The organism is Hydrogenophaga sp., assembly GCF_041633695.1.
GTDB lineage: Bacteria > Pseudomonadota > Gammaproteobacteria > Burkholderiales > Burkholderiaceae_C > Hydrogenophaga.
Genome location: NZ_JBFJMY010000073.1, coordinates 1 through 13,851 on the forward strand (window position 1 = coordinate 1; position 13,851 = coordinate 13,851).

Here is a 13,851-nt window from a genome sequence, read left to right on the forward strand (position 1 = left end):
GGGCAGGTCGATGGTGATCATCGGCGCGGCCATGAACCACTGGTATCACACCGACATGAACTACCGCGGCGTGATCAACCTGCTGATGCTGTGCGGCTGCATCGGCAAGAGCGGCGGTGGCTGGGCCCACTACGTGGGCCAGGAAAAACTGCGCCCGCAAACCGGCTGGACCGCGCTGGCTTTTGCACTCGACTGGGTGCGCCCACCACGCCAGATGAACAGCACCAGCTTCTTCTACGCCCACACCGACCAGTGGCGTTACGAGAAGCTGGGGGTGGACGAAATCCTCTCGCCGCTGGCCGACAAGGCCCAGTTCGGTGGCAGCCTGATCGACTACAACGTGCGCGCCGAACGCATGGGCTGGCTGCCCAGTGCACCACAGCTGCAGACCAACCCCATGCAAGTGGTGAAGGACGCGCAGGCCGCCGGCATGGACCCCAAGGACTACGCGGTCAAGGCCTTGAAAGACGGCAGCCTGAAGATGAGCTGCGAAGACCCGGACCATCCCGACAACTGGCCACGCAATATGTTCGTGTGGCGCTCCAACCTGCTGGGTTCCAGCGGCAAGGGGCACGAATACTTCATGAAGCACTTGCTCGGCACCAGCCACGGTGTGCAGGGCAAGGCGCTGGGCGCCGACGACGCCAAACCGGCGGAAGTGGCGTGGCACGACAAGGCGCCCGAAGGCAAGCTGGACCTGCTGGTCACGCTGGACTTCCGCATGAGCACCACCTGTCTGTACTCCGACATCGTGTTGCCCACGGCCACCTGGTACGAAAAGAACGACCTCAACACCAGCGACATGCATCCCTTCATCCACCCCTTGTCCACGGCGGTGGACCCGGCCTGGCAGAGCCGCAGCGATTGGGAGATCTACAAGGGCTTTGCCAAGGCCTACAGCGAGGTGTGCGTAGGCCACCTGGGTGTGGAGAAGGAGCTGGTGCTCACGCCGCTGATGCACGACACCCCCTCCGAACTGGCGCAACCGTTTGACGTGAAGGAGTGGAAGAAGGGCGAGTGCGAACTGATCCCTGGCAAGACCGCGCCGCAGATCGCCGTGATCGAGCGCGACTATCCGAACACCTTCAAGCGCTTCACCGCACTCGGACCCCTCATGGAAAAAGTGGGCAACGGCGGCAAGGGCATTGCCTGGAACACGCAGGACGAAGTGCGCCAGCTGGTGGAGCTCAATGGCAAGGTGACGGCCGAAGGCGTGACACAGGGCATGGCCAAGATCGAAACCGATATCGACGCCTGCGAAGTGGTGCTGCAGCTCGCGCCCGAAACCAACGGCCATGTGGCCGTGAAGGCCTGGGACGCGCTGGGCAAGATCACCGGGCGCGAGCACACGCACCTGGCTCTGCACCGCGAGGACGAAAAGATCCGTTTCCGCGACATCCAGGCCCAGCCGCGCAAGATCATCTCCAGCCCGACCTGGTCGGGCCTGGAGAGCGAGAAGGTCAGCTACAACGCGGGCTACACCAATGTGCACGAGCTGATTCCATGGCGCACCCTCACCGGTCGCCAACAGTTCTACCTCGACCATCCCTGGATGATCGCGTTCGGCGAAGGCCTGACCAGTTACCGCCCGCCGGTGGACCTGAAAACCATCGCCGAGGTGAAGGACCGCAAGCCCAACGGCCACAAGGAAATCAGCCTCAACTTCATCACGCCGCACCAGAAGTGGGGGATCCACTCCACCTACAGCGACAACCTGATGATGCTCACGCTGAACCGTGGTGGTCCCGTGATCTGGCTCAGCGAAGACGACGCCAAGAGCGCCGGTATCGAGGACAACGACTGGGTGGAATTGTTCAACGCCAACGGCGCCATCGCCGCACGCGCCGTGGTCAGCCAGCGCGTCAACCCCGGCATGGTGATGATGTACCACGCACAGGAAAAAATCATCAACACCCCGGGCGCTGAAATCACCGGCATGCGCGGCGGCATCCACAACTCGGTGACCCGCATCGTGACCAAACCGACGCACATGATCGGCGGCTACGCGCAGTTCAGCTATGGCTTCAACTACTACGGAACCATAGGCACCAACCGCGACGAGTTCGTGGTCGTGCGCAAGATGAAAAAGATCGACTGGCTCGACGGCGAAGCCGCCGCTGTACAGACATGACCCCCCTGCGCGGCTTCGCCGCTTCCCCCCTGAAGGGGGGACGGCGCCATCCGACCGGCACAGCCGGATCTTCGGCGCCCCTGGAATGGACTGCCTCGCTCGTTGCGTCACGGGATTGAAAGAAAGAGAGACCCCAAATGAAAATCCGCGCTCAAATCGCCATGGTGCTGAACCTGGACAAGTGCATCGGTTGCCATACCTGCTCGGTGACTTGCAAGAACGTCTGGACCAACCGCCCCGGCGTGGAATACGCCTGGTTCAACAACGTCGAGACCAAGCCCGGCATCGGCTACCCCAAGGACTGGGAAAACCAGGACAAGTGGAACGGGGGCTGGGTACGCAAGGCCGACGGTTCGATTGTTCCCAAGCAAGGTGGCAAGTGGTCGCTGTTGATGAAGATCTTCAGCAACCCCAACCTGCCCCAGATCGACGACTACTACGAGCCTTTCACCTTCGATTACGACCACCTGCAATCGGCACCCGAAAGCAAGTTCACCCCCACTGCACGGCCCCGCAGCCTGATCACCGGCAAGCGCATGGAGAAGATTGAGTGGGGGCCGAACTGGGAAGAAATTCTGGGCGGCGAGTTTTCCAAGCGCAGCAAGGACGCGAACCTGGCCAACTTCGATCAGGTGCAGAAAGACATGGTGGGCCAGTTCGAGAACACCTTCATGATGTACTTGCCGCGCCTGTGCGAGCACTGCCTGAACCCGGCCTGCGTGGCCTCGTGCCCGTCGGGTTCGATCTACAAGCGCGAGGACGATGGCATTGTGCTGATCGACCAGGACAAGTGCCGAGGCTGGCGCATGTGCGTTTCCGGCTGCCCCTACAAGAAGATTTATTACAACTGGCAGAGTGGCAAGGCCGAGAAGTGCATCTTCTGCTACCCGCGCATCGAGGCCGGTCAACCCACGGTGTGCGCGGAGACGTGCGTGGGCCGCATCCGCTACCTCGGCGTGGTGCTGTACGACGCCGACCGGATTCTGGAGGCCGCCAGTGTGGAAGACGAAAAGGACCTGTACCAGGCCCAGCTCGACATCTTCCTGAACCCCCACGACCCCCAGGTGATCGCCCAGGCGCGGCTGGACGGCATTCCCGACGCCTGGCTGGAAGGTGCCAAGAACAGCCCGGTCTACAAGATGGCCGTGGATTGGAAGGTCGCCTTGCCGCTGCACCCCGAGTACCGCACCCTGCCCATGGTCTGGTACGTGCCGCCGCTCTCGCCCATCACCTCGGCCGCCAACGCCGGGCAGATTGGCATCAACGGCGAACTGCCCGACATCTCGCAAATGCGCATTCCCGTGCAGTACCTCGCGAACCTGCTCACGGCGGGCGATACCGGTCCGGTGGTGCGCGCACTGGAGCGCATGCTGGCCATGCGCGCCTACCAGCGTGGCAAGCACGTGGACCAGGTGCAGAACCTGGCGGTGCTGGAGCAGGCCGGCCTCACGGTGGCCCAGGTGGAAGAGATGTACCACGTGATGGCGATCGCCAATTACGAAGACCGTTTCGTCATTCCGACCACGCACCGCGAATACGCCGAGAACACCTTCGATCTGCGCGGTGGTTGTGGCTTCTCGTTTGGCAACGGCTGTTCGGACGGCGCCTCGGAGCAGAGCCTGTTTGGTGGCGACAAGCGCCGCACGATTCCGATCCAGTCTGTGGTCTAGATGAACACCCCCGCCACGCTTTGCGTGACCCCCTCCAGGGGGCAACGCCTACGGCCCGGCAGAGACGGTTCCGTGGCGTTCTTGACCTTGTTCCCTCGTTCGCTGCGGATCGATTTCCGCGAAGGAGTTCTTTGATATGAAACCCAACCGCCATTCCCTGCGAGTCCTGGCTTTGCTGCTGGGCTACCCCCATGCCGAACTGCGCGCGCACCTGCCCGAACTGATCGAGGCCATCGATGCCGAAGCCGCCATTCCGGCGCCCCGCCGCGATGAAATCCGCGCGCTGGCCAGCGAGCTGGCCAAGCGGGACAGCTTCGAGATCGAGGCGCGTTACGTGGAGACCTTCGACCGGGGCCGCAGCACCTCGCTGCACCTGTTTGAACACGTGCACGGCGATTCGCGCGACCGGGGCCCGGCTCTGGTCGATCTGACGCAGACCTACGAAAAGGCCGGCCTGTTCCTGTCCCCTGAAGAACTGCCCGACCACCTGTGCGTGGTGCTCGAATTCGCGTCCACCCAACCGGCGCAGCTGGCGCACGATTTCCTGGGCGAAATGGCCCACATCCTGACCCTGATCTTCAGCGGTCTGCAGAAAAAAGGCAGCCCCTATGCCGCGCTGGTGGCGGCGGTGCTCGAGCTATCGGGTCAGAAAGTGCAGGCGGTGCACATCGAACCCGAAGAGACCATGGATGAAAGCTGGGCCGAACCCGAAGCGTTCGGCGGCTGCAGCACCAAGGGCCAGGCTCGGCCCGATGCCACGCAGCCGATCCACATCGTCCGCAAAACCGCCGCCACGGCGCCCGGAGTCACAGCATGAGCGCCCTTGACAACGCCTTGTTCGGCTACTACCCCTACATCGCCCTCACGGTTTTTCTCCTCGGCAGCCTGATCCGCTTCGACCGCGACCAGTACTCGTGGAAAAGCGACTCGTCGCAACTGCTGCGCAAAGGCCAGTTGCGCTGGGGCAGCAACCTGTTCCACGTCGGCATACTGTTTCTGTTCTTTGGCCACAGCGTGGGCATGCTCACGCCGCACTTCGTGTACGAGCCCTTCATGACGGCGGGTGCCAAGCAGCTCATGGCCATGGTCTCGGGTGGCATCTTCGGTTTGTTCGGCTTTGTCGGAATTTCCTTGCTGCTGCACCGCCGCCTGACCGACGACCGCATCCGCGCCACCTCCAAAACCAGCGACATCGTTCTGCTGTGGCTGTTGTGGCTGCAGTTCGCGCTGGGTCTGGCCACCATTCCGCTGTCGGCCCAGCACCTGGACGGCGGCATGATGCTGCTGCTGGCCGAGTGGGCGCAGCGCATCGTCACCTTCCGTGGCGGCGCCCCCGAATTGCTGGCCGAAGCCAGCTGGGTGTTCAAGGCCCACATGTTCCTGGGCATGAGCATCTTTCTGATCTTTCCCTTCACCCGCCTGGTGCATGTGTGGAGCGGATTTGGCACGCTGGCCTATGTGCTGCGTCCTTACCAGGTGGTGCGCAGCCGCCGCCTGGGCGTGCGCCCGACCCAACCGCTGGGTAGCCGCAAGCCCAACCATTGAACCGACAGGAAATCCCTATGAATGCCCAAAACACGTCCAGCGGTTGCGGTGGTGGTTCTTGCCAATGTGCCGGGCAGTCGCCCGAAGCGGTGGCCAGCGTCAACGGCATCGCCTTGCACGAGCCCGGGCTGACCCCCGATGCGCAAGAACTGAAAGAGCGCGCGCACACCGAGCTGTTGCGGCAACACGCGGTGAAGGCCGGGCTGTTGCCGCGCTTCGGGGGCCTGGTGGCCCCCGAGCTCGACGAGCACGCACGCCAGGTGATCGAAGAGATGATCGAAGCCGAGGTGCAGACGCCCACGCCCACACCAGAGGAGTGCCAGCGGTATTACGAGGCCCACCTCAACCAGTTCGTGGTGGGCCAGGCCTTGCACGTGCGCCACATCCTGTTCGCGGTCACACCCGGCGTGAACGTGCACGCCTTGTCCTTGCGGGCCGAAAAGGCCTTGCTTGAACTCTCGCGCAAGGAAGTCGCGGTCGGGCATTTTGCGCAGCTGGCGGCAGAGCTCTCCAATTGCCCCACCGGTGCCACAGGCGGTGATCTGGGCTGGGTGGCGCCCGATGAGTGCGCCCCCGAGCTGGCCAACGAGCTGTTCTTCCAGAGCGATACGCGCTGGGGCATGGGCGTGCATCCGCGTCTGGTGCATACCCGGTTTGGGCTGCACATCATCGAGGTGCTGGGCCGGCGCAAAGGCCGTCAGCTCACGTTTGAAGAAGCGCAGGACCGGGTGGTGACGCGGCTGCAGATGCAGGCCCGCACCCGCGCCCTGCGCCAGTACATGAGCCTGCTGGTGGGGCAAGCGCAGATCGAGGGCCTGGTGCTGGAGGGCGCGGATTCGCCGCTGGTTCAGTAGACCCACCCCCGCGCGTGGATGTGAACCACCCCCGCGCCGCGCTTGCAGCGCGTCACCCCCTCCAGGGGGCGGCGCTGGCGGCCCGGCGGAGCCGGTTCCGCGGCGCCCTTGGCTGCTGGCACGGTTACACCGAGACTTTGGTTTCCTGACATGAAAACATTGCCAGAACAAGACGATCTCTTGCTGCGCCTGCGGGATTTCCATTCGGACTATTTCCCGCTGCACCAGCAACGTTTTCAGGATCTGGTGTCGCAGGGCCAGCACCCCAAGACGCTGTTTCTGGGCTGCTCGGACTCGCGCCTGGTGCCGTATCTGTTGACCGGCGCCGACCCTGGCGACTTGTTCATCGTGCGCAATGTGGGCGCGTTTGTGCCCCCTTACGACGGCTCTCACGGCTTGCACGGCACCACGGCGGCGATCGAATTTGGTGTGCTGAGCCTGCGGGTGGAGCGCATCGTGGTGTGCGGGCACAGCCATTGCGGCGCCATCCGCGCCGCCTACGAAGGTGTGCCCGACGAAGCCGTGGCGCTCACGGCCTGGCTCAAGCTGGCCAGCGAGGCCTTGTTGCCGGTGCGCACCAGCCCCGAAGCCCTGCGGCGCACCGAACAACGCGCCATCGTCTTGCAGCTGGAACGCCTGATGGACTACCCCATGGTGCGGCGCGAAGTGGAAGCCGGTCGCCTCAGCCTGCACGGTTGGCATTACGTGATCGAAGACGGAGAAGTCCATGTCTTTGATGCAAGACAAGGCGGATTCGTACCGGCTTCGTTAGCCTCGAACAGCGGCACGGGGCCGTACCAACCTTATGTGGAACACGATGGACAAATCATCAGCGCCGCCTGACGCAGCCCGGCCCAGTGGCGCGGTGGATCTCTGCGCGGCCTTGCAGCAACTGGCCGCCGATTCGGGTCTCCACACCTGGCGGCTCGCCGGGCGGCAACACATTCCGGTGGTGCAAGGTGGCATGGGCGTGGGCGTCTCTGCCGGTGGTCTGGCCGGTGCGGTGGCGCGCGCCGGTGGCATGGGCACGGTGTCTTCGGTCGATCTGCGCCGCCTGCACCCCGATCTGATGGCGCAAACCGGTCATCTGGACAAGGAGCCGGATGCGCGCGAGCAGATCGAGCAGGCCAATATGCTGGCGCTGGACCGCGAGATCCAGAAAGCCCGCACGATCTCCGAGGGGCAGGGCCTGATCGCGGTGAACGTGATGAAGGCCTTGAGTGCCTACGAACGCTGTGTGCGCCAGGCGCTGCACAGCGGCGCCGACGCGCTGGTGGTGGGCGCGGGCCTGCCGCTGGACCTGCCCGAGCTGGCCAAGGACCACCCCGATGTGGCCCTGATTCCGATTTTGTCGGACGCGCGCGGCGTGCAACTGATCGTGCGCAAATGGGAGAAAAAGGGCCGTCTGCCCAGCGCCATCGTGATCGAACACCCGCGACTGGCGGGTGGGCATCTGGGCGCGGCCAAAGTGGCCGATCTGAACGATCCGCGTTTCGACTTCGACGTGGTGCTGCCCCAGGTACAGGCTTTCTTCAAGACCGCCGGACTGGAAGGCCAGATCCCGTTGATCGCCGCCGGTGGCGTGGGCAGCCGGGAAGACATACGGCGCTTGCAGGGCCTGGGCGCGTCGGCGGTGCAGTTGGGCACCGCGTTTGCCGTCACCACCGAATGCGATGCCGATCCCGCCTTCAAGCGCGTGCTGGCCCAAGCCCGCCCCGAGGACCTGGTGGAATTCACCAGCGTGGCGGGCCTGCCCGCGCGCGCCGTGCGCACGCCTTGGCTGGACAAGTACATCCGCATCGAGTCCAAGCTGCAGGCGGTGGCGCATGTCAAGAAAAAATGCAATATGTCCTGGGATTGCCTGGCCCACTGCGGCCTGCGCGATGGCGTGGCCACCATGGGGCAGTTCTGCATCGACCAGCAACTGGGCCATGCGCTCGATGGCGACGTACAAAAAGGCCTCTTTTTCCGTGGCACAGGCACCCTGCCATTTGGCAAGGAAATCCGATCGGTTCATGATCTGATGCTGTGGCTGCTGGCCGGTATCCGGCCGGCGGCGTTCGCCTGAACCCATCTGGAACACGATATGAAACGCGAACCCAACCAACGACCGCAAGACCTGACCGCGACCCAACCGATCAGCCAGGACGTGCTGTCTGAAAAGTACCTCAAGCCCGGCGAGACCGGGGTGGAAGATCTCTACCGCCGCGTGGCCCGGGCCTTCGCCTCGGTGGAGCCACCGGCGCACCAGGCCGAGTGGGAAGCGAAGTTTCTCGACAACCTGCACGCCGGTGCCATCGGTGCGGGCCGCATCATGAGCGCAGCGGGCACCACCATCCAGGCCACGCTCATCAACTGCTTTGTGCAGCCAGTGGGCGATTGCATACAGGGCGTGGACGAGGACGGTTACCCCGGCATTTACGAAGCCTTGCGCGAAGCCGCCGAAACCATGCGCCGGGGCGGTGGTGTGGGCTACGATTTTTCGCGCATCCGGCCCAAGGGCGCGGAGGTGAAGGGCACGCACTCCATGGCCTCGGGTCCGTGCAGCTACATCAACGTGTTCGACCAGTCCTGCTCCACGGTGGAGAGCGCCGGTGCGCGGCGCGGTGCGCAAATGGGCGTGCTGCGCATCGACCACCCGGACGTGATGGACTTCATCACCGCCAAACGCACGCCGGGGCGCTGGAACAATTTCAACGTATCGGTGGGCGTGACCGACGCCTTCATGCAGGCCGTGGCCGACGACCAGCCCTGGGAGCTGGTGCACAAGGCCAAGCCCGGTGCCAAGCTGATCGCCAACGGCGCGTTCCAGCGCAGCGACGGCCAGTGGGTCTACCAGACCCTGGCGGCCAGCGCCATGTGGGACACGGTGATGCGCTCGGCCTACGATTTCGCCGAGCCCGGCATCCTGTTTCTAGACCACATCCGCCAGGACAACAACCTGCGCTACTGCGAGTCGATCGCGGCCACGAATCCCTGCGTCACCGCCGATACCTGGGTCATGACCGAAGCCGGTCCGCAGCAGGTGGCCGATTTGATCGGGCGCGATTTCAAAGCGGTGGTGGATGGCCGCAGCTACGCGCTGCAAAGCCAGGGCTTTTTTGCCACCGGCAGCAAGCCGGTGCTGCGCTTGCGCACCCACGAAGGCCACAGCCTGCGCCTCACCGCCGATCACCGGGTGCGCCGCGTGGCACGCAAAACCCGTTACGGCATGGAGCTCGACTGGACCCCGGCTGCCCAGCTCCAGCCCGGTGATGAAATCGTATTGGGCAACCACCGCACGCTGCAGGGTTGGGCCGGTGCGGGCACACAGGCCCAAGGCTATTTGCTGGGCCTGCTGGTGGGTGATGGCACCTTGAAGAGCGACAAGGCCGTGTTGTCGGTCTGGGCGCCGGAACTGCGCGCCGTGGGGCAGGACACCGTGGCCTATGCCACCACCGGTGCCGCCGGCATCGTGCGGGCCGCCGAAGCAGCCGCCGCCACCTTGCCGCACCGCGCGGATTTCAAAGGTTTTCAGCGACCGGTGGCGGGCCGTGGTGAAGCGCGCCTGGCCAGTGCGGCCCTGCGCGATCTGGCGCTGGGGCTGGGCATGGCACCGGGCCACCAAACCATCACGCCGGCGATGGAGCGGCAGGGCTCCGATTTTGTGCGGGGGCTGTTGTGCGGTTTGTTCGACGCCGACGGCAGCGTGCAGGGCACGCAGCAAAAGGGGGTGAGCGTGCGCTTGTCGCAAAGCGACGAGGCGCTGCTGCAAACCGTGCAGCGCATGTTGTTGCGTCTGGGTATCGTGTCCACGCTGTGCCGCGAGCGCCGGGGCGCCGCCGTGAGGTCTTTGCCGAACGGGCAAGGTGGCAGCGCCGACTACCCGACCCAGGCGCAGCACGAACTGATCATCAGCGGCGACAACCTGCCGCTGTTTGCCGAATGCATTGGCTTTGAGGACAGCGACAAAGCCGCGCGCCTGGATGCCGCCCAGGGCGCCTACCGGCGTGGCCTGAACCGCGAAAGGTTCACCGCCACTGTCGCGTCGCTGCAGGCCGATGGCGAAGAGACCGTGTACGACGTGACCGTGGCCGAGGTACACGCCTTCGACGCCAACGGCCTGGTGGTGCACAACTGCGGCGAACAACCCCTGCCGCCCTACGGCTGCTGCGATCTCGGTCCGGTCATCCTGACGCGCTTTGTGCGTTACCCCTTCGGTTTTGGGGGCGTGCCTTCTTTCGATTTCGAACGCTTTGAAGCGGCGGTCACGACCCAGGTGCGTGCACTGGACAACGTGCTCGACCTCACCTTCTGGCCCTTGCCGCAGCAGCGCGAAGAGTCGGCCGCCAAGCGCCGCATCGGCGTGGGCTTTACCGGCATGGGCAATGCGCTGGCCATGCTGTGCCTGCGCTACGACCGCGCCGAAGGCGTGGCCATGGCGGCCCAGATCGCCGAGCGCATGCGCAACGCGGCCTACGCCGCGTCGGTGGCGCTGGCGCAGGAAAAAGGCGTGTTTCCCAAGTTCGAGGCCGAGGCCTACCTGGCCCCCGGCACCTTCGCCAGCCGCCTGCCCGCCGACTTGCAGCACGCGATCCGCACCCACGGCATACGCAACAGCCACCTGCTGTCCATCGCGCCCACCGGCACCGTGAGCCTGGCCTTTGCCGACAACGCCTCCAACGGCATCGAGCCGCCGTTCTCCTGGGTCTACCGGCGCAAAAAACGCGAAGCCGATGGCAGCACCACCGAGTACGCGGTGGAAGACCACGCTTGGCGCCTGTACCGCGAACTCGGGGGCGACACCGATCGGTTGCCCGACTATTTCGTGAGCGCGCTGGCCATGCTCGCACAAGACCACATCGCGATGATGGAGGCGGTGCAGCCCTTTGTGGACACCGCGATTTCCAAAACCGTGAACGTGCCAGCCGACTACCCGTTCGAGGACTTCAAGAGCTTGTACCAGCAGGCCTGGGGCGCACGCCTGAAGGGCCTGGCCACCTACCGGCCGAATGCGATTCTGGGTTCGGTGCTGGAGACCGGCAGCGCACCCGCCGAAGCCGAAGCGCCGCCCGCAGCGGTGGCCGACCCGATGCGCAGCGTGATCGAAAGCCGACCCAAGGGCGCGCTGTCGGCGGTGGCGGAAAAAATCGAATACTGGACGCAAGAGGGCCACAAGACGCTGTACATGGTGGTGTCCTTTTTGCCCATGGAAACCGGCGACGGCAACAACACGGTGGAGCGCGCCATTGAGTTCTTCATGCCGGTGGGGCAAAGTGGCGAGTCGCAGCAATGGATCACGTCCAGCATGCGCCTGCTCTCGCTGGCGGCACGCGGCGGCTTTCTCGACCGCGCCTTGCGCGACATGCGCAAGGTGGCCTGGGACCGGGGACCGGTGCGCCTGGGCACGCACCAGAAAGACGATGGCACGCGCGTGCCCATGTGGCACGACTCCGAAGTGGCGGCGATGGCGTTTGCGATCCAGAACCTGATCGCGCGCCGTGCCGAGCAGGCGTCGGGCGCGGTGCTCTCGCTGGCGCCAGAGGCCCAGGTCCAGGCCGGTGCCACGCCGTTGATGGCCGGTAAAAAATGCAGCGAATGCGGTGCCCACGCCGTGATCCGCCGGGACGGTTGCGACCACTGCACGTCTTGCGGCCACCTCGGGGTGTGTGGATGAAGCCAACGCCGCTGTCCAAGCCTGTGATTCCGTTGCGCCAGGTGCGGGCGGGCGCGTCGATTCCAGCCGGTGCACCAGCGGTGGATCGGCGCTGGCGCGTGGCCATGCTGGTGCAAGCACCCCACCGGTTCGGTTTTTTTCTGGCCGTTCTGGTGCTGGGCTTTGCCGCTGGCTGGTGGGCCCTGGTGCAGTTGGACCGAGTGGGCTTTGGCCCGGGCCTGGCTTATGCCTTGTCGCCCACGGTGGTGCATGCAGCGGTCATGAGCCTGGGGTTCATGCCGCTGTTTTTCGCTGGGTTTCTTTTCACCGCCGGACCCAAATGGCTGGGCGTGGCGCCACCCCCAGCCCGTGCCATGTGGTGGCCTTTGTCTTTGCAGGCCGCTGGCTGGCTGGTGTGGGTGGTGGGCGGCCATGTGAGCGCCGGTCTGGCCTACGCGGGTGCGGCCTGTGCCTGGATCGGCATGCTCATCACGCAAATGCTTTTCTGGCGCTTGTTGCGCCAGAGCCAGGCCAGCGACCAGCTGCACGCGCGGGTGGTGGGCGTGGCGGGTCTCGTGGGTTGCGCCAGCCTGGCGGTGATGCTGCTGGCGCTGGTGCTGGGTGCCTACCCGGTGGCGCGGGCTGCGGTGTTCACCGGGCTCTGGGGCTTTGTGGTGGTGACCTACGTGGCGGTGGCGCACCGCATGATCCCGTTTTTCACCTCCAGCGCCATGCCCATGGTGCAGGCGTGGCGGCCGTTCTGGTTGCTCGGGGTCTTGCTCGCGGCGGCGGTGTTTGAAGCGCTGGCCGCCTGGGGTGAGGTGGCGGGATGGCCCAGCACCCGGGGCTGGATGCTGGCGCGCGGTCTGCTGGAGCTGGCGGCGGGCAGCGTCATTCTGTGGGTGGCTTTTGCCTGGGGCTTGGTGCAAAGCCTGCGGCAGCGCTTGCTGGCCATGCTGCACCTGGGCTTCGTCTGGTTCGGCCTGGCCTTTGTGCTGGCCGGGCTGTCCCAATTGCTGGGCTTGCGCACCGGTGTGCCGGTGCTGGGCCTGGGTGCGTTGCACGCCCTCACCATGGGCTTTCTGGGTTCGCTGATCCTGGCCATGGTGACCCGCGTCTCTTGTGGCCACAGCGGCCGCGCCCTGGTGGCCGACCAACTGGTGTGGACGCTGTTCTGGCTGCTGCAGGCCGCGACCGTGCTGCGCATCGTGGCCGATCTGCCGGTGGCCCCTGCGGGTTCGCTGGCGCTGGCCGCCGTGTTGTTCGCCGTGGTCGTGCTGGTCTGGGGCGCTCGCCTGGCCAACTGGTATGGTCGGGCTCGTGCCGATGGACGACCTGGATGAAGGGGGAAACGATGAGCACCATACCCGCCTTGCTGACCGCCAACCCGCCCGCGCGCGAGACGGGCCACCGCGGGACCGATGCGCTGGCCGCAGAGTTGATGCGGACCCGGCAAACGGTTTTGCCCAAGCGCCTGGTGGCGCCCGGCCCCGACGCGCTGGAGCTGGAGGCCATTCTGGAAGCGGCGGCCAGCGCGCCCGATCATGGGCAGATCTTGCCCTGGCGCTTCGTGATCGTGCCTGCCCATGGGCGCGAAGCGCTGGCCCAGGTGTTCGTGCAGGCGCTGCTGGAGCGCGACGCCAGCGCCACCGCAGAGCAGCAAGCACAAGCGCACGAGAAGGCGCACCGGTCCCCGCTGCTGATGCTGGTGGTGGTGGACGCACAGCGGGGCGACGCCAGCGTGGACTGGAACGAGCGCGTGCTCTCGGCTGGGTGCGCGGTGCAGAACCTCTTGCTCATGGCCACCGCTCTGGGTTATGGCTCGGCCCTGACCAGTGGCAAGGCCCTGAAGTCCGAACCGCTGCGCCGTCTTTTTGAACTGCAAGCCGCCGAGCAAGCCCTGTGTTTCATCAGCGTGGGCAGCGTGCTGTCCCGCAAGCCGGCACGCGCGCGCCCCGCCGTGGCGGACTATGTGCGCATTCTGGGCGAGCCTGCGCCGTGAGCGCGCGCCACACC

General features: G+C 65.4%; 10 protein-coding genes. All 10 read left to right on the top strand.

Features of this window, described 5'->3' with window-relative positions:
• On the top strand, nucleotides 1-2,131 hold a 2,131-nt coding region (locus ABYB95_RS06665), incomplete at its 5' end, for a nitrate reductase subunit alpha (RefSeq protein WP_372657694.1).
• 137 nt (nucleotides 2,132-2,268) lie between these two features.
• Nucleotides 2,269-3,801 carry a nitrate reductase subunit beta gene (gene narH / locus ABYB95_RS06670; RefSeq protein ID WP_372657695.1) on the top strand — a complete coding sequence of 511 codons (1,533 nt, stop codon included), beginning with the start codon at nucleotides 2,269-2,271 and terminating at the stop codon, nucleotides 3,799-3,801.
• Between the two features lie 136 nt (nucleotides 3,802-3,937).
• A complete protein-coding gene (gene narJ / locus ABYB95_RS06675; protein ID WP_372657696.1) occupies nucleotides 3,938-4,618 on the top strand; it encodes a nitrate reductase molybdenum cofactor assembly chaperone in 681 nt (226 codons plus the stop codon).
• Nucleotides 4,615-5,346: a respiratory nitrate reductase subunit gamma gene (narI, locus tag ABYB95_RS06680; protein ID WP_372657697.1), complete on the top strand. Its 732-nt coding sequence runs from the start codon at nucleotides 4,615-4,617 to the stop codon at nucleotides 5,344-5,346. Before narJ ends, narI begins: the two co-directional genes overlap by 4 nt.
• 17 nt (nucleotides 5,347-5,363) lie before the next feature.
• Entirely contained in the window at nucleotides 5,364-6,200 is an 837-nt protein-coding gene (locus ABYB95_RS06685) for a peptidylprolyl isomerase (RefSeq protein WP_372657698.1), read from the top strand.
• Between the two features lie 150 nt (nucleotides 6,201-6,350).
• Nucleotides 6,351-7,043 (top strand): carbonic anhydrase, encoded by a 693-nt coding sequence (locus tag ABYB95_RS06690; protein WP_372657699.1) that lies wholly within the window; start codon nucleotides 6,351-6,353, stop codon nucleotides 7,041-7,043.
• On the top strand, nucleotides 7,018-8,268 hold the full coding sequence (locus ABYB95_RS06695; protein ID WP_372657701.1) for an NAD(P)H-dependent flavin oxidoreductase: 1,251 nt from the start codon (nucleotides 7,018-7,020) through the stop codon (nucleotides 8,266-8,268). Before ABYB95_RS06690 ends, ABYB95_RS06695 begins: the two co-directional genes overlap by 26 nt.
• A gap of 18 nt (nucleotides 8,269-8,286) precedes the next feature.
• Entirely contained in the window at nucleotides 8,287-11,856 is a 3,570-nt protein-coding gene (locus tag ABYB95_RS06700; protein ID WP_372657703.1) for an LAGLIDADG family homing endonuclease, read from the top strand.
• Nucleotides 11,853-13,178 (top strand): NnrS family protein, encoded by a 1,326-nt coding sequence (locus ABYB95_RS06705; RefSeq protein WP_372657704.1) that lies wholly within the window; start codon nucleotides 11,853-11,855, stop codon nucleotides 13,176-13,178. Before ABYB95_RS06700 ends, ABYB95_RS06705 begins: the two co-directional genes overlap by 4 nt.
• 11 nt (nucleotides 13,179-13,189) lie before the next feature.
• Nucleotides 13,190-13,837, top strand: coding sequence for a nitroreductase (locus ABYB95_RS06710; protein ID WP_372657705.1), 648 nt, complete (start codon nucleotides 13,190-13,192; stop codon nucleotides 13,835-13,837).
• The last annotated feature ends 14 nt before the right edge of the window (nucleotides 13,838-13,851 follow it).

Coding starts and splice junctions, on each gene's coding strand:
- narH (WP_372657695.1), top strand. CDS start 2,269: ATGAAAATCCGCGCTCAAATCGCCATGGTGCTGAACCTGGACAAGTGC.
- narJ (WP_372657696.1), top strand. CDS start 3,938: ATGAAACCCAACCGCCATTCCCTGCGAGTCCTGGCTTTGCTGCTGGGC.
- narI (WP_372657697.1), top strand. CDS start 4,615: ATGAGCGCCCTTGACAACGCCTTGTTCGGCTACTACCCCTACATCGCC.
- ABYB95_RS06685 (WP_372657698.1), top strand. CDS start 5,364: ATGAATGCCCAAAACACGTCCAGCGGTTGCGGTGGTGGTTCTTGCCAA.
- ABYB95_RS06690 (WP_372657699.1), top strand. CDS start 6,351: ATGAAAACATTGCCAGAACAAGACGATCTCTTGCTGCGCCTGCGGGAT.
- ABYB95_RS06695 (WP_372657701.1), top strand. CDS start 7,018: ATGGACAAATCATCAGCGCCGCCTGACGCAGCCCGGCCCAGTGGCGCG.
- ABYB95_RS06700 (WP_372657703.1), top strand. CDS start 8,287: ATGAAACGCGAACCCAACCAACGACCGCAAGACCTGACCGCGACCCAA.
- ABYB95_RS06705 (WP_372657704.1), top strand. CDS start 11,853: ATGAAGCCAACGCCGCTGTCCAAGCCTGTGATTCCGTTGCGCCAGGTG.
- ABYB95_RS06710 (WP_372657705.1), top strand. CDS start 13,190: ATGAGCACCATACCCGCCTTGCTGACCGCCAACCCGCCCGCGCGCGAG.